This is a genomic window from Imperialibacter sp. EC-SDR9, from assembly GCF_902498805.1.
Taxonomy (GTDB): domain Bacteria; phylum Bacteroidota; class Bacteroidia; order Cytophagales; family Cyclobacteriaceae; genus Imperialibacter.
Window position 1 is genome coordinate 120509 of the sequence record NZ_LR701581.1, and the last position, 20221, is coordinate 140729.

Consider the following 20221-nt stretch of genomic DNA (forward strand, 5'->3'; position numbering starts at 1 on the left):
GGCGCAAATTAAGGGATTTTACCTTCTTTAAAAAAATGGACAGAGTTAGACCCAAAAAGCATCTAGGGCAGCATTTTTTGAAAGATCAGAACATTGCCAGAAAAATTGCCGAGTCGTTAACGCTTCACGGCGACTACAAAACGGTACTGGAGGTGGGGCCCGGCACGGGCGTGCTCACACAGTTTCTGATTGATAAGAAGGAATTTCAATTATATGTGTCTGAAATAGACAAAGAGTCGGTGGCCTACCTGCAAAAACATTTCATTTCGCTGGAGGGTAGAATTATCGATGGTGACTTCCTGAAAATGGACTTGGAGGCTATTGCGCCTGGCCCGTTAGCTGTCATCGGAAACTTTCCTTATAATATAAGTTCACAGATATTTTTCAAGGTGCTTGATAACCGCCAAAAAGTGCCCGAAGTGGTGGGCATGATCCAGAAAGAGGTGGCGGTGCGCATAGCCGGGAAGGAAGGTAGCCGAGACTATGGTATTCTCAGCGTACTTTTGCAGGCATACTACGATATAGACCTTCTTTTTACTGTGCCTCCGGGTGTTTTTCATCCGCCGCCAAAAGTAAATTCAGCGGTTATCAGGCTGAAGAGAAACAAACGAGAGCGCTTGCCATGTGACGAAGATCTTTTTAGGAAAGTGGTGAAAACAGCCTTCCAAAAGCGACGCAAAACGTTGCGGAATGCACTTAAAGAACTAACTTTGCCGACTGAATTTGAAGTAAACCCCATACTTCAGAAGCGGGCGGAACAATTGTCAGTTGAAGATTTCTTCGAACTTACTTTATCTCTGGAAAAAGCATGGAAGCACTCATCCAATTCGAGCTAAGCAAAGAGTACCTCGAGAGGTTCCAGGGAGCGCTCGATGAGAAAGATGAGCAGTTCATCAAGGCATCGCTCGACGGCGTCAATCCTGCTGACATTACCCAACTTCTCTACGAGTTCGACACTGAGGAGTCCAAATACGTTATCGACCTTCTCGAGAAGCAGATCAGCGCTCAGATCATCAACGACCTGGACGAAGACACCAGGACTGAGTTCCTGGGAGCATTCACAGTAACAGAGATTTCTTCCTTTCTTGATTTCCTTGATTCGGACGACTGCGTAGATATTTTGATGGAGTTGTCGCTCCAGACCAGGGAAGAGGTCGTTGCACTCATTCGTGACGAGCAAAAGGCAAGGCATGTTCAGGAACTGCTCCACTACGACGAAGATGTAGCGGGTGGTTTGATGGCCAAAGAGCTTATCAAATGCAATCTCAACTGGACCATTCGTCAGTGCATTGAGGAAATCAGAAAGCAGGCCGAGACGGTGCAGAAAATCTATTCTGTGTATGTTGTGAACAACACGGGAAAACTGATCGGCAAGGTGTCGTTGAAGAAAATTATCATTGCCGAAGACAGCGCCAAAATTGCCGATATCTATGACGACGATATAGTGTCTGTTGCCACCCACATGGATGAAGATGAGGTGGCATCCATCATGCGGAAGTATGACCTGGAAGCTGTTCCTGTTATTAACGCCAAGGGCAGGCTGGTAGGCCGAATCACTATTGACGACATTGTGGATGTAATGCAGGAGCAGGCCGAAGAGGAACGGCAGCTGATGGCTGGTATCTCCGACGATGTGGAGGAAGATGACAGCGTTTGGAAGCTTTCGAAGGCCCGGTTGCCGTGGTTGATCATAGGCATGGTTGGTGGATTGATGGGGGCCAGGTTTATAGGGCTTTTTGAGGGCGATATTGCACTCATCCCCGCCGTTGCATTTTTTATCCCGCTGATAACGGCCACCGGAGGCAACGTCGGCATACAGTCGTCATCCATCGTCGTTCAGAGCTTGGCAAACCCGAACGTTTTTGCAGAATCTATGGTCAGGAGGTTGATTAAAGTACTCACTGTGGCCGTACTCAATGGGCTTATTCTGGCATTGCTGGTCTTCGGGTCTATCATTCTTCTCTACAAAGAAGAATTTCTGGCTATTACTGTAAGCATAGCTCTTTTCAGTGTAGTGTTACTGGCCTCGTTTATGGGCACTATCACGCCAATTGTATTAGATAAGTTTGGCATTAATCCTGCGCTCGCTTCCGGCCCCTTCATCACCACGGCAAACGATTTACTCGGTTTAGGGGTTTACTTTACTATAGCCAACTTACTTTACGGAATATTTTAAGAGATATGTTGAAGTCTGTATTGATCGTGGATGAAATGCACCCCAGCATAGTTCCGCTTCTGGAAAATGAGGGGTACAAGGTGGACTATGAACCTCAAGTAACTGCTGGTGAGGTGTTGGACAGGGTCGCTGATTATTCTGGCCTTGTTGTGCGTTCAAAGCTTGTGATCAATAAGCTTTTCATCGAAAAGTGTGTGAAATTGGAGTTCATAGCCAGGGCCGGTGCTGGCATGGATCAGATCGACGTAAAAGCAGCTGAAAGCAAGGGTATTTATTTGTTAAACGCTCCGGAAGGTAATCAGGATGCCCTGGCAGAACACAGCATAGCCATGCTGCTGACGTTATTCAATAACTTGTTGGTGGGCGACACTCAGATTAGAAACAAAGTATGGGATCGTGAGGGCAACCGGGGCTATGAGCTGAAAGGGAAAACAGTTGCTATCATTGGCTTTGGTCATATGGGTGATGCATTTGCAAGGCGGCTTACCAGCTTTGGGTGCAAGGTGATTGCATACGACAAATTCAAAAGAGGTTTTAGCAATATGCGTGTTGAAGAAGCTTCCATGATGGAAGTGTATGTCGAAGCTGATATTGTTAGTTTGAATGTACCCCTTACAGGTGAAACAAGACAAATGGTCAATGCTGAATTTTTCGAAAGATTTCAAAAGCCAATTTGGCTTTTGAATACGTCAAGAGGCGAAGTTGTCGTTCTCAGGGATTTGTTGGCCGGTCTTAAGTCTGGTAAAATAAGGGGGGCAGCACTTGACGTGCTCGAGAATGAAAAGCTCCACTCTTTCACGCCAGAGCAGGAAAGCACGTTCGGGCAGTTGACGCAGATGAAAAATGTCCTTTTCTCACCTCACGTGGCCGGCTGGTCGTTCGAATCTTATGAAAGAATCAATCAGGTACTGGTTGAAAAGATTCGTAAATTGAAGCTCAAAGAAACCAAAACTCCAAGCACTTCGTTGTAATGCCTGATCTCTGGTTTGCAGGTTTAGGGGATAAATCTTTATATTTGCATGCTAGATCAATATATATGTTTCAAGCTCCGACGGAGTTTGAATTAAAATCTTGATATATTTGATATCATACACTTTAGCTACTATGAACAAAGTTTATAATAGTTGTTAGTGACGTTTTAATCGATCATCAGTAAAAAGTCATCAATTGTAACGGTCTCCAATAGGATTTACCTGGCGGGCCGTTCTTTTTTATTTAATAGCACACTGTATGTCTAATTTATCTTATTACACAGAGGAAGGACTCAAAAGACTCAAGGACGAGCTAAATGAGTTGAAAACGAAAGGAAGAGCTGATATGGCCCGCCAAATAGCTGAGGCCAGAGACAAAGGTGACCTGAGCGAGAATGCTGAGTATGATGCTGCAAAGGATGCTCAGGGCTTGTTGGAGTTGAAAATTTCGAAGCTTGAAGCGATTGTCGGTAATGGCCGGGTAATAGACGAAACCAAGCTGGATACTTCAAAAGTGGCTATTCTGTCAAAGGTGAAAATCAAGAACAAGAAAAATGGAGCGGTGATGACCTACATGCTTGTGGCGGAGGAAGAAGCGGATCTGAAAGCCAGCAAGATTTCGGTTAAGTCGCCGATTGGCAAAGGGTTGCTGGGAAAGAAGCTCGGCGAAACAGCCATGGTAGAAGCGCCAGGTGGGAATATTGAATTCGAAATTGTTGATATTGCTATCTAACAATTCGCACGATGGCTTCTATTTTCACCAAAATCATCAATAGAGAAATACCAGGTCACATAGTGCTCGAAGACGAGCACTACATTGCTTTTTTGGATATCAGTCCTCTGGTGATGGGCCACACATTGGTGGTGCCTAAAAAGGAAGTGGACTACATCTTTGACAATGACGATGAAACCTTGTCGGGGATTCTGGTATTCGCTAAAAAAGTTGCCAAAGCTATTGACGGGAGCATTCCCTGCAAGAGAGTAGGCGTGGCTGTTATTGGTATTGAGGTGCCCCACACTCACGTGCATCTGGTTCCTCTTAATAGCATGCGAGACATCAATTTTCTGGAGCCCAAGTTGCACCCAACACAGGAAGAACTGGCTGCTACGGCAGCAAAAATTAGAGCAGCTCTATAGCTTGATTCGCAGCTAAACTCCCTTTACCCTACCAGGATTATCAGAGATAAAGGATTTCCAGCTTTTATTTTTTGGCCCGGTGTCTCCCCCCTGGAAATGGTGGCATACGGCAACAGCCAGTGCGTCCGTAGCATCAAGCAGCTTAGGTGCTTCTTTGAAATTGAGAAGGGTCTGAAGCATCTTGGCTACTTGCTCCTTTGAGGCGTTTCCATTTCCCGTTACCGACTGCTTTACCTTTTTTGGGGCATATTCAAAAATCGGTATTTCACGTGCCAATGCTGCAGCCATGGCCACACCCTGCGCTCTTCCCAATTTAAGCATCGACTGGATGTTTTTACCAAAAAATGGAGCTTCCAACGCCACTTCATCGGGGTGAAACTCCTCTAAGACAGAGGTTATTCTTTCAAAAATTTTCTTGAGTTTCAATTCATGGCCCGAATACTTGCTCAGGTGAATCACGCCAAACTGTAACAACGTTAGTTTATTTCTCTGCACCATAATGACCCCATAGCCCATGATGCTGGTGCCTGGGTCAACCCCCAAAATGATTTTCTCTTTTACAGTCTTGTTCAAACCTGCCACATCTTTCGTGATAAGCTTATTTAAAATTTGGGTGATGCTACATAAATCCTCCCTAAATTCAAACCCGGATGTTGGCTATTGATATTTTCGGGATCATTGCTGCTGTGGGTGTTGTCGTATACAGCCTGTTCATAGCTTATTGCTGGGGCAAGTGGAAACATGTTCCCACTGCGCCCGAGACTACAGGAACGACTGGCAATCTATCAGTATCAATTGTTATTGTGGCCAGGAACGAAGCAGCGTCCATCGTGTCACTTCTGGGCAACATCGAAGCTCAAACTTATCCCGGCCATCTCCTGGAGGTGATTTTAGTCAACGACCAGTCTGACGACGACACAGTAGAAAAGGCGGAAAGCTTTGCTGCCGACAATGGCATGGCACTTAGAATCATTCACCTCGAAGCCACAGTTGGGGAGGGAAGCCGAAAAAAGCAGGCAATCAAGGCAGCAGCAGCGCTATCTGAGGCAGACGTGCTTGTGCTAACCGATGCTGATTGCAACGTGCAACCGAATTGGGTAGCCTCTCATATCAACTATTACACACATTATGAGGAAGCGAAGTTGGTCTTTGGTGCATTTTGCTTTAAAGGAAGCAACTGGGCGTCAGCGCTGTTGAACCTGGAGGCAATGTCGCTGACGGGTGTCGCCGCCATCACCAACCTGATCCAAAAACCAACCATGTGTAGTGGCGCTAACTTATCCTATAGGCGTGAACTCATACAAGAGCTCCATCCTTTTGACAATAACCAGCAAATTGCTTCTGGCGACGATGAGTTTATGTTGCATGCGGTGCAAAGAAAGTATCCGAATGGCGCTTTTTACAATAATAAAGATCAAGACTCACTTGTTTCAACCGACAGGCCGACATCACTGGGAGCTTTGTACCACCAGCGGAGACGCTGGGCGGGCAAGTGGAAGGCCTACACTGTTCCGTGGCCTCGCCAGCTGGCCGTAGCTGTGGTGGCGGGCAACCTGGGTTTCATCTGCCTTTTTAGCCTTTTCTTAATTTCAATGAACCCAGTCTTGCTTATACCAATCGCCGTAAAATGGCTGGCAGAGTTTGGTTTCAGCCGAAAAATCAGTCGAAACTTCAACCTGAGTGGGCTGGGGCAGTACTTTCTTCTCATGGAAATTATTTACCCATTTTATGCCGTATTTTTTGCTATAGCTTCTAATTTTGGAGAATATCACTGGAAGGGAAGGGTGTATCCATGAGTGACCTGGAGTTTGATGTATTGGACGAGTTGTATTTCGTAACGCACTTCAAGGAATTGAAGAACGCAACCAACCTGTCAGTGGAAAACCTTAAGTCTACCCTCACCGATTTGTACCGTAAGGGATGGTTGAAAGTTTATGAAAGTGTAGCTGCTGAAATATCGGATCAGCAAATCAACTTGGATCACAACTTTCAAAACTACTTTTATCTGGCCAGCAAGGAAGGCCTGCTCGCTCACAATGGGCGCTAATAGGAGTGAAAATGGAGTCCGTAGTTACGCAACAAGATCTCAAAGAGCTGGAACTGAATTCTTTGCTCGAAATCACTCAGGCTATCAACAATAACCTGGCGGAAGCCTCTTTGTATAAAATCTACCATTTTACCCTTCTCGGAAACCTCAAAGTAAAGAAGCTTGCGCTGTATGTGATGGAGGACGAGTGGGACTGCAAGCTCAGCTTTGGTGTAGGCAATAAAAAGATTCCAAAGCTCCCGGCATGTTACCAGAACCTGCCTGAGGAAGTTGAGCTCGACTCGAATGAACCGTTTTGGTCGGAGTTTCACATGGCATTCCCCGTTCAGCATAAGGAAAAGCTGCTGGCGGTGGTTTTCCTCGGTAAGCAAGACGATGCCCAGACAGAGCAGGGGGTGTCTCACAATCTTACATTCATTAAAGCACTGACCAATATTATATTGGTGGCTATTGAAAATAAGAAGCTGGCACGAAGACAACTGGAACAAGAGGCCTACAGAAAGGAACTCGAGATTGCCAGACAGGTGCAGACTTTCCTTTTTCCAAAAAACCTTCCGCAGCTGGAGAAACTGCAAATTGAAGCCACTTATATTCCGCACAAAAATGTTGGCGGCGACTACTACGACTATGTGGAGCTGAGTAATGGGAAGTTTTTATTGTGTATCGCCGACGTATCGGGGAAAGGCGTACCTGCGGCATTGCTAATGTCAAACTTTCAGGCGGCGTTGAGAGTGATAGTCAGGAAGACCTACGATGTGCGGGAAATAGTGTATGAGCTGAACCGCCAGATCATGTTCAACAGCAATGGCGAAAACTTCATCACTTTTTTCATGACCATTTATGATCATGAGGCCGGGCAGATGAAATATGTAAATTGCGGACACAATCCTCCCATTCTATTTACAGAAAGCGGCTTTCAGGCACTGGAGGAGGGTACTACGATATTGGGGATTTTTGAAGACCTGCCGTTTTTGAATGTGGGCACCGTTACCGGACTCAAGGACTTCAACTTTTTCTGTTATACCGACGGGCTTACTGAGACTTTCAATGCGGAAGGCGAGGAATATGGCTCGGAAAGACTGATGGAAGCGCTTAGCGACATGACCAACAAGTCTCTGGCAGGGATACACGAAACAGTGATCAAGTCACTCGAAGATTTCAAGGGTGCAGAAAGCTACCGGGACGATATCACCATGCTTTCTTGTAAAATCATAAGCTAGGCTTGGTTTGCTCTACTTCAGAAAAACTCCCGGTTGGCTAAAGAAGTTGTTCCCTCAGGCGACCTGGAATTTTCACGATACCGAAAAAAAGATATTCCTGACTTTTGACGATGGCCCAATTCCCGAGCTCACTCCCTGGGTGCTCGACACGTTGAAGGAATTTGGCGCCAGGGGTACTTTTTTTTATGTCGGCAATAATATCAAAAAACACCCGGAGCTGTTTAAGCGGGCTAGCGATGAAGGACACAGTATCGGTAATCACACCTTCAACCATCTGAAAGGATGGCGAAACTCTCATGAAGACTATATGGCCAATATAGCACTTTGTGAGGCAGCTATCGTTGAATGTGGAGGAGGAGGCCCCGCCGGGCTGTTCAGGCCGCCTTACGGGCAGCTGACCTTTTCGCTTGCAAAAAAGATATCGGCCAATTACCGCATTATCATGTGGGACTACTTAACTGGTGACTTTGATCAATCACTAAGTCCCGAAAAATGCCATGTAGAAACAATAAAAGGAACCAAACCCGGCTCTATTGTCATTTATCACGAAAATGTGAAAGCAGAAGCCCGAATCAAGTACTCGCTACCGAAATTTCTGGATCATTTTTCTTCACTAGGTTATCAATTCTGTGCCATTGGGTGAGACAATCGGTTTGATTTTGATTTTTTTCGTCTGTAGCGTGTTGCTTATCGACATATTGCTGCTTTTCTTTTTAAAGGGCGATTCAAGCAGGGATGTTGCTACAAGTTTATTCGATGATACGAACCTTCCAAGGGTTTCCGTTCTGGTAGCGGCGAGAAACGAGGAGGCAACGTTGCCAAGGTGCATCAAAAGCCTTTTGGATCAGGACTATCCTGCTGATAAGATAGAAATACTCATAGGAAACGATGCCTCCACCGATAAGACAGAGGTTATTGCCCGCTCATTTGAAAGGGAGCACTCTCTGCTAAAGGTCTTTAATATTGACCATGATATGGGCTCCGCCAGGGGCAAAGCAAATGTGCTTGCACAGCTAACCAGAAAGGCATCCGGCGAAGTCTATCTTATAACCGATGCTGACATGCAGCTTCCGTCCACCTGGTGCCAGGCCATGGTAGCAGCTTTTGAAGAAGATACAGGCATGGTAACAGGCTACACGGCGATAAACGAAAACAGCCTTTTCGCTTCCTTTCAGGCCATAGACTGGGCATACGCCATCGGAATGATGAGGGTCGTATCCGACCTGGGCACGCCCGTGACCGGGATGGGCAATAACATGGCTGTAATAGCAAATGCTTATCATCAAACAGGTGGTTATGAGAACATGCCTTTCTCAGTTACGGAAGACTTTCAGCTCACCAGGGCTATTTTATCCAAAGGATATGGCTTCAGGCAGCTGATCAGCCCACCCGTCACCGGCATTACTTTACCCGCAGCTAGCATCAAGGGGCTTTTGCATCAGCGAAAGAGGTGGATGAGTGGAGCCGTTCAACTCCCTGTGGCCATCGTGGCTGTTTTGGGACTTCAGGCCTTCTATTATCCGTTGGCCATTGCATTGGTTGTACTCCATCCCTGGTCAATACTTTTGATTGCTGCAAAGAGCGCTGTTCAATCATGGTTTGTTTACAAAACTGTACGCCTGTCGGGACTGCCTGTAAAAATTGGTACGCTTGTTCTCTTCGAATTCTACTCGGCTATTATATCTTTGTCCACACTTTTGTTTTCCATTTTGCCTTCAGGAATGAAGTGGAAGGATAGACATTATTAGCCCCGACATTTGATGCAGTTTGTTGATACCCACGCCCATATATATTCAAGAAAATTTTCAGAAGACGTTCACGAGATGGTGGCCCGCTCATTTGAAGGCGGGGTGGAGAGAATCTACATGCCTAATATAGATAGTGAGTCCATAGATAGTATGCTGGCACTGGAAGATGCTTATCCGGGTCGCTGCTTTTCAATGATGGGTGTGCACCCATGTTCCATCAAAAATGGATTTGAAAGTGAGCTGAAGATAGCCGAAGAGTGGCTGGGAAAGCGACAGTTTACCGCTATTGGCGAAATAGGCACCGATCTTTACTGGGATAAAACGCTCCTCGACTATCAGAAAGAAGCGTTTACTATTCAGTGCCAGTGGGCAAAAGAGTATGGCTTGCCTATAGTTATTCATTGTCGTGAATCGATTGACCTGACAATTGATTTGGTAGAATCCCTTAAAGACGAGCGGCTTAATGGTGTCTTTCATTGCTTTACGGGAAATGAACGCCAGGCCAGGCGGATACTGGAATTAGGATTTTTTTTAGGAATAGGAGGAGTAAGCACCTTTAAAAACGGCGGGCTTGATTCAGTTTTACCCCAGCTGGGTGCCGATGGGCTGGTTTTGGAGACCGACTCTCCTTATCTTGCACCAGTGCCGCATAGGGGCAAAAGAAACGAGCCTTCCTACATTCCAATTATTGCGCAGCGGGTTTCTGAACTAACCGGACTCTCCCTGGCTGAGGTGGCTGAAACAACCACAAGGAATGCAAATCAACTTTTCAGCTATCACCAATGAATTATAAGATTGTAAACATTGCCACCGCAAGTGGCCTTAACCCAAAAAGCAGTATCCTTATTATATATACCGGAGGCACATTCGGTATGTCATATGACGAAACAGGGTCTCTCGTTCCTTTCAACTTTGGCCTGGTGATTGATAAAATTCCCGAGCTGAAGGCCCTTGATCTAAAAATTACTGTCATCTCTTTTCCAGAGCCCACCGACTCTTCTAATATTAATATATCTCACTGGCAGGACATCGGCTATATCATCTACGAAAACTATTCTCAGTACGATGGCTTTGTTATACTTCATGGAACCGACACCATGGCTTATACAGCCTCGGCACTTAGCTATATGCTGGATGGGCTTAATAAGCCAGTTATCTTCACTGGCGCACAAATCCCTATCGGATCGACCAGATCAGACGCTCGTGAGAACCTGATTACAGCGCTCGAGATAGCCTCTACACTCGAAGAAGACAAACCAATTATCTCTGAAGTTGCCATCTACTTTAATTTTTACCTGATGAGAGGTAACCGATCACAAAAATTACGGAGTAGTCACTTTGCGGCATTCGAATCGGAGAACTACCCATATTTGGCTGAGTCGGGTGTTACCATCGAATACAACAAGTCCTCAATCATGGCTTTTCGGCCTGGCCTTAAACTCAAACTTCATAAGGGATTCGACAATAATGTCACCATCTTAAAGCTTTTTCCTGGTATCAGTGAGAGTGTGGTCAATAGTATATTGGGCACCCCCGGACTTCGGGGAGTTGTGCTGGAAACCTATGGGTCGGGTAATACAATGAACTACGACTGGTTCATAAAAAGCCTTCATTCCGCTGTTACAAGAGGGATTGTCATCTTTAATGTAAGCCAGTGCATTGGAGGTAAAGTAATTCAGGGGCGCTACGAATCAAGCAGGATTCTCGAGGAAATAGGGGTGCTCAGCGGTCAGGACATCACTACTGAAGCTGCCATCACCAAACTAATGTTTCTGCTGGCAAAAGAGAAGAATACCAAGGAAGTTAAAAAGAAGCTAATAGTGCCAATTGCAGGGGAAATGAGCTAGTTTTACGCTTATGTAAATTTAATATCAAAATTTGCATAAAGAGTTTTTTCTTGATTTATTTGTTGCTGCTAGACGCCAAAAATTGTACTTTGGAGAGGTGTCCGAGTGGTTGAAGGAGCACGCCTGGAAAGTGTGTATACCTCTAAAGGGTATCGAGGGTTCGAATCCCTCTCTCTCCGCAGAATTTATAAACGAGAATTCAAAACGAAAACAAACTATCTTTTACTAACTGTAACCAATTTACGATTTACTAAAATTTAAACTATGAAAAAGTTATTCGCTTCGCTGTTGCTAACAGGCGTTTTTGCATTCAGCCAATTCAATGCAGTTGCTCAGGATGAAGTTTCCTCAGACAGTACTGCTATGGTTGACTCTGCTGCTGTGGAAGAGGTCGTTGCCGAGCCTGAGCCTGTAGCCGCTCCAATGATGGAAGAAGTAGTCGATGAGCCAGAGCAATCATTTCACCAAATTGTAAAGGAGCAATTCATCGCCGGTGGTTGGGAATTTATGGGTATCGTTCTTTTGTGTTTGATCTTCGGTTTGGCGGTTGCCATCGAGCGTATCATCACTTTGAACCTCGCTACCACTAACACCAAAAAGCTTCTTGCTAACGTTGAGAATGCGCTAGCTTCAGGAGGCGTTGAGGCAGCAAAAGAAGTTTGTAAAAATACTAAAGGCCCCGTTGCATCTATCTTTACTCAGGGACTAATGAGAATGTCAGAAGGCGTTGAAATGGTTGAGAAGTCAATCATTGCTTACGGTTCTGTTGAAATGGGTAAACTGGAAAGAGGAATGGTTTGGATCTCTCTATTCATCTCTCTTGCTCCTATGCTTGGTTTCATGGGTACGGTAATTGGTATGATTGGTGCATTTGATGCAATTGCTGCAGCTGGTGACGTTTCTCCTGCTCTTGTGGCCGACGGTATCAAAATCGCCCTTTTGACAACGGTAGGTGGTCTTATCGTAGCTGTTATTCTTCAGTTGTTCTATAACTACCTTATTTCAAAGATCGATTCTCTTGTGAACTCAATGGAAGATGCCTCTATTACATTGGTAGACATCCTTGTAAAGCACAATCTTTCTAAGTAGTATTAACATCTAAAGACAGCAAAAATGGATTTTATTGATATAGCATTGATCGGCTCCTACATTCTGGTGGGAATAGCGCTACTAGCAGCGATCATATTGCCTTTGATCAACGCCTTGGACGATCTGTCTTCATTGGCCATGTCGGCCGTCGGTATTCTTATCTTGCTGGTTATTTTCGGTTTGGGATATGCAATTTCCGGCGATGAGGTAACAGCAGTGTATACAAAGTATAACGTCGACGCAGGATTGTCTAAATTGGTTGGAGGTTCTTTGATTATGATGTACCTGTTGACAGGTGTAGCTTTAGTTGGAATCGTGTATACGGAAATTTCAAAAATCGTTAAGTAATATGGCAAGCAAGAAAAACAGACCTAGCACGGAGGTAAATGCCGGTTCTATGGCTGACATTGCTTTCCTTTTGCTCATTTTCTTTCTGGTAACTACCACGATGGCAAATGACAAAGGTATTGCGATGCTTTTGCCACCGAAGCCGGATCCGAACCAGCCACCACCAGAGGTGAAGGAGAACGATAGGAACATCTTCAAAATTCAAGCAAACTCGAAGGATTTGCTGCTTGTTGAAGATGAGCCCCTAACGGATGTTGAGGAACTGAAGCCAATGATCAAGGAGTTTATTCTCAACTTTGGCCGCCCCTCTGAGGACGCCATGCAAGTATATAATGACCTTCCCGCTCCTATGAAGAGCTTTGTTAGCGCATATGGAAGAAAATCTACTTCATCCGATGGGCCTGATAAAGCCATCGTTTCTTTCAAAGCCGACAGAGGTACGAGCTATGAACTATACATTACTGTATTGGACGAAGTAAATGCCGCTTACAACGAGGTATATGGTGAGAGAATAGGTAAAACTGCTCAGGAGTTTCTTCAGCTGGATCAGAAAGATCCGGAGCAAAAGAAGCTGTATGATCAGGCTCGTTCAGGAATGCCCAGAGCGATTTCTATTGCGGAGCCTACTAAAATTGGAGGTTAATTATGGGAAAGTTTAAAAAGAGTTCTGGTACTTCTCAGGAAATACCTACAGCCGCTCTTCCTGATATCATCTTTATGCTTTTGTTCTTCTTCATGGTAACCACCGTGATGAGGGAAACAGAGCTATTGGTGGAACAACATTTGCCGAGAGCTACTCAGCTATCGAAAATTGAGCGTAAGTCGTTGGTGAGCTATATTTATATTGGCCCTCCTAAGAATGCAGCAACTTTCGGTACTGAGCCTAAGATTCAGGTAAATGATGTATTCATCACGCCAAAGGATGTTGTCCAGTTTGTAAATACAGAAAAGGATAAGCTTAGCGAGGTGGAAAGAGATCAGATTACAATGTCAATGAAGGTGGATATTGAAGCCAAAATGGGTATTGTAGCTGATGTGCAGCAGGAGCTGAGAGAAGCTAATGCCAGGAAGGTGCTTTACAGCTCTCTTCAAGGTATGGATAACCAATAATCATAGTTGATAATCATATAAAAGTCTTTCCTTTGGGGAAGACTTTTTTTTTGCCATGAACCTGAACCTTAAGAACAACAAGGTGGTGAATGCCTGGTGCATGTACGACTGGTCTAATTCAGTCTACAACCTGGTAATCACCAGTACAATTTTTCCAGTTTATTATAGCAGCGTCACCAGAAATTTTTTTGGTGGTGAGAAGGTGCAGTTTCTAGGGCTGGAGATTACCAATACGGTTCTCTATTCCTATTCTATTTCTTTCTCCTTCTTAGCTATTGCACTCTTTTCTCCTTTGCTCTCGGGCATCGCTGACTATGGAGGCATGAAGAAACTCTTTCTTCGAATCTTCACCTATATTGGCGCAGCAGCGTGTATAACGCTTTATTTCTTTGACGGGAGTAACATAGAACTTGGTATTTTTGCTTCGATCGTCGCCAGCATAGGCTACTCCGGAAGCCTGGTTTTTTACAACGCTTTTTTACCCGAAATCACCACGGCTGACAGGTATGATATTGTAAGTGCAAAAGGGTACGCCATGGGGTATGCCGGTAGCCTGTTGCTTCTTCTGTTTAACCTTATCTCTATCACCTTTCCAGACTGGTTTGGGTTTGCTAACGGGGGAGAGGCATCACGATTTGCCTTTTTGCTGGTAGGGGTGTGGTGGCTAGGGTTTTCACTAATTCCCTTTCATTTTCTACCCACCAATCCCTACAATCGAAAGCCTGCTGGCAAGCTACTGGCTCATGGCTACAAGGAGGTGCGGAAAGTGTTTAGGTCTCTAAGGGAGTTGCCTTCCATGCGGCGTTACCTCAAAGCTTTCTTTTTCTACAACATGGGCGTGCAAACCGTCATGTTTCTGGCCGCAACTTTTGGTGACAAAGAGCTGAAGTTGCCTGGCGAAAAGCTGATATTGACCGTGTTGATTATACAGGTGGTAGCCATCGCCGGGTCATATTTGTTCGCCTACGTGTCGAAGATAAAGGGCAACAAAATATCGTTGTCGATAATGGTTGTGATTTGGATTTTGGTTTGCCTTGGGGCATACTTTGTTACATCTGCGATGCAGTTCTACGTAGTGGCGACTGTGGTTGGGCTGGTAATGGGGGGTATACAGTCACAGTCCCGGTCGGCATTTTCTAAGCTGATACCTGAGAACACCATTGACCACGCTTCTTATTTTAGCTTCTATGATGTGACGGAAAAACTGTCAATTGTGATTGGGACATTTGCCTATGGATTGATAGAGCAAGTTACTGGCAGCATGCGAAACAGCACACTTGCCCTAGCTACGTTTTTTATTTTGGGTCTCTTTTTCTTGAGACAAACCAATTTTAAGATTATCAGGCTTCCGAAAGCGGAAGAAGCTAAATGAGCAAGGAAACCAGACCACTTGTAATTGAAAAGGACGGACAGACGCTCATTTACGACCTTCTTAGACGGAAGTACCTCGTTTGGACGCCTGAGGAAGCGGTCAGGCAGCAGATGGTAAATTATCTCATGGCTGAACTCCACTACCCAAAGGGTTTGATGTCGATAGAAGCCGGCTTGCATTACAACAAAAGGCAGAAGAGAACTGATCTTGTGGTGTATAACAACACTGGCAAACCTCACATTCTGGTGGAGTGTAAAGCGCCAGATGTGAAGCTAAGTCGGGAGACAATTTTTCAGGTGGCGACTTATAACAAAGAGCTGGACGCAAACATATTGGTCATTACCAATGGTAACGAAATGATTTGTCTGCAGGTTGAAAGGGAAAGGAATAACCTGGTATCTCTCAGCGATATCCCTCCTTATAAGTAAAAAAGAGGTTGTCCGCAGCTAGAACAACCTCTTCTTCAATAACCTCTTCAGATCGAATTAATTCAGGAATGTGTTGACGTCGGTATAGGCCAAATTAAAGGCTTCTGATACTGCCTGGTATACCACTTTTCCGTTGATCACATTCAAGCCAAGTTTCAGTTCATTGTTGTCCCTGCAGGCTGTCTTCCATCCCTTGCCAGCCAGCTGAATAGCATAGGGCAGTGTGGCATTGGTAAGTGCCAGTGTGGAAGTGTAAGGAACGGCGCCAGGCATATTGGCGACGCAATAGTGAATCACATCGTCGATGATGAAAACCGGATCCTGGTGAGTAGTTGGCTTGGTAGTCTCGAAGCAGCCACCCTGATCTACCGCCACATCCACCATCACAGTGCCTGGGCGCATTTCCTTCAGCATATCTTTGGTGATGAGCTTTGGCGCTTTTGCGCCCGGAATTAATACCGCACCAATGATCAGGTCGTGATCTTTGATGAGTTCACGGATATTGTATTCGTTACTCATTAAGGTTTTAACGTTCGCAGGCATTACATCATCAAGGTAACGAAGCCTTGGCAAGCTCAGGTCAAGGATGATCACATCAGCACCAAGGCCAGCGGCCATTTTCGCTGCTTCAGTGCCCACTACGCCACCGCCGAGGATCATCACTTTTGCCGGACGCACTCCTGGTACACCTCCCAGCAGAATGCCACGGCCCTTCATTGGTTTCTCCAGAAACTTGGCACCCTGTTGTATCGACATTCTACCTGCTACTTCCGACATAGGGATGAGAAGAGGTAGTGTGCCATTGGCTTTTTCAACGGTCTCATAAGCAAGGCAAACAGCCCCGCTCTTTATCATGGCGTGTGTAAGGGGCTCATATGAGGCAAAATGGAAATAGGTAAATAGCAATTGATCCTTCTTGATAAGCGAATACTCTGCTTCAATAGGCTCCTTCACTTTCATGATCATTTCAGCTTTCTGGTAAGTAGCTTCAATGGTCGGAAGTATGTTGGCACCTGCTTCTTTGTAAGAATCATCAGTGAACCCGCTTCCTTCTCCTGCAGTAGACTGCACATAAACCTCATGGCCTCTCTTTAATAATTCAGTTACGCCTGCAGGGGTCAATGCAACCCTGTTTTCATTGTTTTTAATCTCCTTTGGAACCCCAATTATCATGATCGTATTGTTAGTTAATGTCGCTTTTTGGAAAGGCAACAAATATATGAACATGAATGCAATAATTGTTTTGAAACTCTTCGATTTTCAATGTTGACAAAACCGTCCCCCTTTCATTGAATAATACTAAAATTTCTTACCGATTGATACCAACAAACTATTCTTTGCCCGAAGGATCATTTGCAAAAATTTTATTCCTTAAAAACCATAATTTCCACTGATTATCAGGTAGTTGTATTTTTTTCATGCGATTAACAAAATTGAAAACGTGTAATTTTATGCTTATATTTGAAATACCTCTTTTGAGAGTCCGTTCATTGCAATCGACAACATTATCCTTTAAATCAGCATAATAGTGAGTGTAGTAAAGACTAAGAAAGAAATCAGCGTGCCTGTTGCCGAAATTCTCGACGACTACCTTTTGGTTTGCGAAAGCCGTGAAGCTAGTTTGATGGGAAGGAAGGAGGTTTTCATGGGCAAGGCGAAGTTTGGCATTTTTGGGGATGGCAAAGAACTCGCTCAGGTAGCGATGGCCAAGGTATTCAAAAATGGCGATTTCAGGTCTGGTTACTACAGGGATCAAACATTTATGATGGCCATTGGTCAGCTAACGATCCAGCAGTTCTTCGCTCAGCTTTATGCTCACACCGACCTTTCTGCTGACCCTTCTTCTGGCGGCCGTCTGATGAACAGTCATTTTTCTACCAGATACCTTAACGAAAAGGGAGAGTGGAAAACGCAGACAGACATGAAAAACTCCAGTTCGGATATTTCATGTACGGCGGGCCAAATGCCACGTCTGCTTGGCCTTGCTTATGCCTCCAAACTTTACAGAAACAATCCTGCACTCAAACACTTTGAAGACTTTTCTATTGATGGAAATGAAGTAGCATGGGGCACCATAGGGAACGCATCCACATCGGAAGGACACTTCTTCGAAACAATCAACGCTGGTGGGGTGCTGCAGGTGCCTATGGTCATATCTATTTGGGATGATGAGTATGGGATTTCAGTGCCTGCGGAATATCATACTACTAAATCGGATATTTCTAAAGTATTGGCTGGCTTCCAGCGGAATAACTCCGAAAATGGGTATGAAATCATCGTGGTGAATGGCTGGGACTATGAAAAGCTCGTTCAGGCATACCGCCACGCAGGCAGGATCGCACGGGATGAACATGTTCCGGTGCTCGTTCACGTAAAAGAGATGACCCAGCCTCAGGGGCATTCTACTTCCGGTTCGCAAGAAAGATATAAGTCGAGAGAAAGACTTGACTGGGAGGAGGAATTCGACTGCATAAAGAAATTCAGAGAGTGGATATTGGAAAATGAAATGGCCACTTTGGAGCACCTCGAGAGGCTGGAGGAAAATGCGAGAGAGAAGGCAAAAGCCGATAAGAATGAGGCATGGAAGGCTTACGTAGCCAGTATCAAGGAAGACCTGAAGGGGGCATCTAATCTCCTGGCCAATGCCGCAGGCGTTAGTAAAAATGGTGCGAAAATCAGCGCTATCAACAAGGCGCTGGAGAAAACGCTGAATCCACTGAAGATGGACGTAGTAAAGGCTGTTAAGCGCTCTTTGTACCTTATGCGAGGTGAGAAATACGAAGAGAGACAGCATCTCATCAATTGGCTGAAGATTAAGAATGCAGAACACCTTGAGCAGTACAGCAGCCATTTGTATAGCGAGTCGGAGCAAAGGGCGGTAAATGTGAAGGAGGTGGCGCCTGTTTACAACGACGACAGTGTTGTTGTTGACGGTAGAGAAGTACTTCAGGCTTTCTTTGATCATGCATTTAGCAGGGATCCGAGAATATTTGCGATAGGAGAAGATGTGGGGCAAATTGGTGACGTGAATCAGGGCTTTGCGGGGCTACAAGCGAAGCATGGCGAGATTCGTGTAACCGACACGGGAATACGGGAAAGCACCATCATAGGACAAGGCATTGGCGCTGCTATGAGAGGGTTGAAACCTATTGCTGAAGTACAATATTTGGACTACCTGATATTTACATTGCAAACCCTGTCAGATGACCTGGCAACGCTTCAGTACAGAACAAAGGGAGGCCAGAAGGCTCCTGTGATTATAAGGACACGGGGTCATCGACTGGAAGGCGTTTGGCATTCAGGTTCACCTATGAGTATGATCATGGGATCCCTCAGAGGCATCTATCTGCTTGTGCCGAGGAACATGACCAAAGCAGCTGGCTTCTATAACACTTTGCTGGCCTCCGATGACACAGCGATAGTGATCGAGTGCTTGAATGGGTACAGACTGAAGGAAAGACTTCCGGAAAACATAGATGATATAAAAACGCCGCTTGGGGTTCCTGAGGTGATAAGGGAAGGATCTGATGTGACCATCGTAACCTACGGCTCCATGTGCAGGATTGTGATGGAAGCAGCTGAGCTCCTTGAAGAATATGGCGTTTCCTGCGAGGTAGTTGATGTGCAGTCGTTAATGCCTTTTGACCTGCACCATTCGATTGTTGAGTCGTTGAAAAAAACTAATCGCATCATTTTTGCTGATGAAGATGTGCCGGGAGGGGCCTCTGCTTATATGATGCAGAAAGTGCTCGAAGAGCAGGGTGGGTACAAATACCTTGATTCGCAACCAGGTACGATTACCTCCGCCGAGCACAGGCCAGCCTATAGCTCAGACGGCGATTATTTCTCCAAACCCAATGTGGAGAATGTCTTTGATAAGGTGTATGAATTGATGGCAGAAGCCGACCCAGAAAAATACCCTGAGATATTTAATTGAGTGTAATATTGTCAAGTGTCAAGTCGGGTGTTTCTATCACATTGCTGTCGTGAAGAGCACGATCTTTAATGTAGACTTTTAGTTTGAAGGTATCTTTCTTCAATACGATGCCGAATCCAGCAGATAACATGGAGTAGCGGAGAGTGCCAGATAGCGATTTTCCCAGGTTATCTGTGTCGAAGATTGGAAACCTGGCGTTGAAATTTCCTCCACATCCGTTGGAGGAAAAAACATTAGCCCAGTCGAGAAACACATAATTCCCGTTAACTTTTCGATAAAAGTCAACAAATATATTCTGATTGTTAGGGTTTCTTGCGACCAGGAAAGTGTCAATTTTAGTGGTCGTTGCTGTTTGGCTCGGGTAATATTCAACCTCTTCATATTGTTCACAGTTGTATGGTTTTCTAATATCCGTTTCCGAAAACAGCGTTTGTTGGGGTAGTCTATTAAAGTTTTCGTCAAAGGCACTATAGAAGGGGGGTGTGTAGTTATTTCCGCCGATAAAAACAAACTTTCTTGGGTTCGAAGAATCAATGACGAAGTTGTATTTGTTGTACGGATAGTTTTCTTCAGATCCCCTCAACCCGATATCCCCATCCCCATCTTCAAAATTGATATATAGAATAAGTGAATCTGAGCCAGTAGCCTGGTCAAAAAACTCAACCCTGTTGTAGGATATTTTTGGAATGATGGGGAGCTCGTCTGGTGGCTGGCATGCCCACGCCAAGCCCATCACTACCATACCCAGGACAAGACTTTTTAACAATCTATTCTTCATTTCCATCGCTTAC

22 protein-coding genes and 1 tRNA gene are annotated in these 20221 nt (G+C 45.1%); 20 read left to right on the forward strand and 3 right to left on the reverse strand.

Annotation, left to right across the window (positions count from 1 at the left end):
- Window positions 1-35 precede the first annotated feature (35 nt).
- From rsmA to GC130_RS10955, 5 genes are all read left to right on the forward strand, one after another.
- Window positions 36-836 carry a 16S rRNA (adenine(1518)-N(6)/adenine(1519)-N(6))-dimethyltransferase RsmA gene (rsmA, locus tag GC130_RS10935; RefSeq protein ID WP_151998341.1) on the forward strand — a complete coding sequence of 267 codons (801 nt, stop codon included), beginning with the start codon at window positions 36-38 and terminating at the stop codon, window positions 834-836.
- Window positions 809-2176, forward strand: coding sequence for a magnesium transporter (gene mgtE, locus GC130_RS10940; protein ID WP_151998342.1), 1368 nt, complete (start codon window positions 809-811; stop codon window positions 2174-2176). Before rsmA ends, mgtE begins: the two co-directional genes overlap by 28 nt.
- A 5-nt stretch (window positions 2177-2181) precedes the next feature.
- Entirely contained in the window at window positions 2182-3147 is a 966-nt protein-coding gene (locus GC130_RS10945; RefSeq protein ID WP_151998343.1) for an NAD(P)-dependent oxidoreductase, read from the forward strand.
- Window positions 3148-3406: 259 nt separating this feature from the next.
- Window positions 3407-3880 (forward strand): transcription elongation factor GreA, encoded by a 474-nt coding sequence (gene greA, locus GC130_RS10950; RefSeq protein WP_151998344.1) that lies wholly within the window; start codon window positions 3407-3409, stop codon window positions 3878-3880.
- 11 nt (window positions 3881-3891) lie between these two features.
- On the forward strand, window positions 3892-4284 hold the full coding sequence (locus GC130_RS10955) for an HIT family protein (RefSeq protein ID WP_151998345.1): 393 nt from the start codon (window positions 3892-3894) through the stop codon (window positions 4282-4284).
- A 12-nt stretch (window positions 4285-4296) separates the two neighbouring features.
- Here GC130_RS10955 and ruvC read toward each other — a convergent pair whose 3' ends face one another.
- Window positions 4297-4857: a crossover junction endodeoxyribonuclease RuvC gene (gene ruvC / locus GC130_RS10960; RefSeq protein WP_370455777.1), complete on the reverse strand. Its 561-nt coding sequence runs from the start codon at window positions 4855-4857 to the stop codon at window positions 4297-4299.
- 77 nt (window positions 4858-4934) lie between these two features.
- Here ruvC and GC130_RS10965 point away from each other — a divergent pair, with 77 nt between their 5' ends.
- From GC130_RS10965 to GC130_RS11030, 14 genes are all read left to right on the forward strand, one after another.
- Complete coding sequence (locus GC130_RS10965; RefSeq protein ID WP_151998347.1) at window positions 4935-6080, forward strand: glycosyltransferase; 1146 nt, start codon at window positions 4935-4937, stop codon at window positions 6078-6080.
- The gene (locus GC130_RS10970) at window positions 6077-6331 is read left to right on the forward strand and encodes a transporter (protein ID WP_151998348.1); all 255 of its coding nucleotides are present in this window, start codon (window positions 6077-6079) and stop codon (window positions 6329-6331) included. Before GC130_RS10965 ends, GC130_RS10970 begins: the two co-directional genes overlap by 4 nt.
- A gap of 11 nt (window positions 6332-6342) precedes the next feature.
- The gene (locus tag GC130_RS10975) at window positions 6343-7551 is read left to right on the forward strand and encodes a GAF domain-containing SpoIIE family protein phosphatase (RefSeq protein ID WP_151998349.1); all 1209 of its coding nucleotides are present in this window, start codon (window positions 6343-6345) and stop codon (window positions 7549-7551) included.
- A gap of 7 nt (window positions 7552-7558) precedes the next feature.
- Window positions 7559-8194 carry a polysaccharide deacetylase family protein gene (locus GC130_RS10980; protein ID WP_151998350.1) on the forward strand — a complete coding sequence of 212 codons (636 nt, stop codon included), beginning with the start codon at window positions 7559-7561 and terminating at the stop codon, window positions 8192-8194.
- Complete coding sequence (locus GC130_RS10985) at window positions 8187-9299, forward strand: glycosyltransferase (RefSeq protein WP_193217832.1); 1113 nt, start codon at window positions 8187-8189, stop codon at window positions 9297-9299. Before GC130_RS10980 ends, GC130_RS10985 begins: the two co-directional genes overlap by 8 nt.
- A gap of 12 nt (window positions 9300-9311) precedes the next feature.
- Window positions 9312-10085: a TatD family hydrolase gene (locus GC130_RS10990; RefSeq protein ID WP_151998352.1), complete on the forward strand. Its 774-nt coding sequence runs from the start codon at window positions 9312-9314 to the stop codon at window positions 10083-10085.
- On the forward strand, window positions 10082-11146 hold the full coding sequence (locus tag GC130_RS10995; protein ID WP_151998353.1) for an asparaginase: 1065 nt from the start codon (window positions 10082-10084) through the stop codon (window positions 11144-11146). The genes GC130_RS10990 and GC130_RS10995 overlap by 4 nt, the downstream gene beginning before the upstream one ends.
- A 91-nt stretch (window positions 11147-11237) precedes the next feature.
- Window positions 11238-11325: transfer RNA gene (locus GC130_RS11000), tRNA-Ser, on the forward strand.
- 85 nt (window positions 11326-11410) lie between these two features.
- Window positions 11411-12235 (forward strand): MotA/TolQ/ExbB proton channel family protein, encoded by an 825-nt coding sequence (locus GC130_RS11005; RefSeq protein ID WP_151998354.1) that lies wholly within the window; start codon window positions 11411-11413, stop codon window positions 12233-12235.
- A 24-nt stretch (window positions 12236-12259) separates the two neighbouring features.
- Window positions 12260-12583: a hypothetical protein gene (locus tag GC130_RS11010; RefSeq protein WP_151998355.1), complete on the forward strand. Its 324-nt coding sequence runs from the start codon at window positions 12260-12262 to the stop codon at window positions 12581-12583.
- A gap of 1 nt (window position 12584) precedes the next feature.
- Window positions 12585-13226 carry a biopolymer transporter ExbD gene (locus GC130_RS11015; protein ID WP_151998356.1) on the forward strand — a complete coding sequence of 214 codons (642 nt, stop codon included), beginning with the start codon at window positions 12585-12587 and terminating at the stop codon, window positions 13224-13226.
- Between the two features lie 2 nt (window positions 13227-13228).
- A complete protein-coding gene (locus GC130_RS11020) occupies window positions 13229-13693 on the forward strand; it encodes a biopolymer transporter ExbD (RefSeq protein WP_151998357.1) in 465 nt (154 codons plus the stop codon).
- A 55-nt stretch (window positions 13694-13748) separates the two neighbouring features.
- Window positions 13749-15065 (forward strand): MFS transporter, encoded by a 1317-nt coding sequence (locus tag GC130_RS11025; protein WP_151998358.1) that lies wholly within the window; start codon window positions 13749-13751, stop codon window positions 15063-15065.
- Window positions 15062-15493, forward strand: coding sequence for a type I restriction enzyme HsdR N-terminal domain-containing protein (locus GC130_RS11030; RefSeq protein WP_151998359.1), 432 nt, complete (start codon window positions 15062-15064; stop codon window positions 15491-15493). The genes GC130_RS11025 and GC130_RS11030 overlap by 4 nt, the downstream gene beginning before the upstream one ends.
- A 57-nt stretch (window positions 15494-15550) precedes the next feature.
- Here GC130_RS11030 and ald read toward each other — a convergent pair whose 3' ends face one another.
- Window positions 15551-16666, reverse strand: coding sequence for an alanine dehydrogenase (gene ald, locus GC130_RS11035; protein ID WP_151998360.1), 1116 nt, complete (start codon window positions 16664-16666; stop codon window positions 15551-15553).
- Between the two features lie 355 nt (window positions 16667-17021).
- Between ald and GC130_RS11040 the strand changes: the two genes are divergently transcribed.
- A complete protein-coding gene (locus tag GC130_RS11040; protein ID WP_226940436.1) occupies window positions 17022-19430 on the forward strand; it encodes a thiamine pyrophosphate-dependent enzyme in 2409 nt (802 codons plus the stop codon).
- On the opposite strand, the gene GC130_RS11045 is transcribed toward GC130_RS11040, so the two are convergent.
- Window positions 19423-20208 (reverse strand): hypothetical protein, encoded by a 786-nt coding sequence (locus tag GC130_RS11045; RefSeq protein WP_151998361.1) that lies wholly within the window; start codon window positions 20206-20208, stop codon window positions 19423-19425. The two genes, GC130_RS11040 and GC130_RS11045, sit on opposite strands and share 8 nt — an antisense overlap.
- Window positions 20209-20221 lie beyond the last annotated feature (13 nt).

Bases quoted from the DNA above. Each gene is read 5' to 3' on its own strand.
- rsmA (WP_151998341.1), top strand. From the start codon at position 36: ATGGACAGAGTTAGACCCAAAAAGCATCTAGGGCAGCATTTTTTGAAA.
- mgtE (WP_151998342.1), top strand. From the start codon at position 809: ATGGAAGCACTCATCCAATTCGAGCTAAGCAAAGAGTACCTCGAGAGG.
- GC130_RS10945 (WP_151998343.1), top strand. From the start codon at position 2,182: ATGTTGAAGTCTGTATTGATCGTGGATGAAATGCACCCCAGCATAGTT.
- greA (WP_151998344.1), top strand. From the start codon at position 3,407: ATGTCTAATTTATCTTATTACACAGAGGAAGGACTCAAAAGACTCAAG.
- GC130_RS10955 (WP_151998345.1), top strand. From the start codon at position 3,892: ATGGCTTCTATTTTCACCAAAATCATCAATAGAGAAATACCAGGTCAC.
- GC130_RS10965 (WP_151998347.1), top strand. From the start codon at position 4,935: ATGTTGGCTATTGATATTTTCGGGATCATTGCTGCTGTGGGTGTTGTC.
- GC130_RS10970 (WP_151998348.1), top strand. From the start codon at position 6,077: ATGAGTGACCTGGAGTTTGATGTATTGGACGAGTTGTATTTCGTAACG.
- GC130_RS10975 (WP_151998349.1), top strand. From the start codon at position 6,343: ATGGAGTCCGTAGTTACGCAACAAGATCTCAAAGAGCTGGAACTGAAT.
- GC130_RS10990 (WP_151998352.1), top strand. From the start codon at position 9,312: ATGCAGTTTGTTGATACCCACGCCCATATATATTCAAGAAAATTTTCA.
- GC130_RS10995 (WP_151998353.1), top strand. From the start codon at position 10,082: ATGAATTATAAGATTGTAAACATTGCCACCGCAAGTGGCCTTAACCCA.
- GC130_RS11005 (WP_151998354.1), top strand. From the start codon at position 11,411: ATGAAAAAGTTATTCGCTTCGCTGTTGCTAACAGGCGTTTTTGCATTC.
- GC130_RS11010 (WP_151998355.1), top strand. From the start codon at position 12,260: ATGGATTTTATTGATATAGCATTGATCGGCTCCTACATTCTGGTGGGA.
- GC130_RS11015 (WP_151998356.1), top strand. From the start codon at position 12,585: ATGGCAAGCAAGAAAAACAGACCTAGCACGGAGGTAAATGCCGGTTCT.
- GC130_RS11020 (WP_151998357.1), top strand. From the start codon at position 13,229: ATGGGAAAGTTTAAAAAGAGTTCTGGTACTTCTCAGGAAATACCTACA.
- GC130_RS11025 (WP_151998358.1), top strand. From the start codon at position 13,749: ATGAACCTGAACCTTAAGAACAACAAGGTGGTGAATGCCTGGTGCATG.
- GC130_RS11030 (WP_151998359.1), top strand. From the start codon at position 15,062: ATGAGCAAGGAAACCAGACCACTTGTAATTGAAAAGGACGGACAGACG.
- ald (WP_151998360.1), bottom strand. From the start codon at position 16,666: ATGATAATTGGGGTTCCAAAGGAGATTAAAAACAATGAAAACAGGGTT.
- GC130_RS11045 (WP_151998361.1), bottom strand. From the start codon at position 20,208: ATGAAGAATAGATTGTTAAAAAGTCTTGTCCTGGGTATGGTAGTGATG.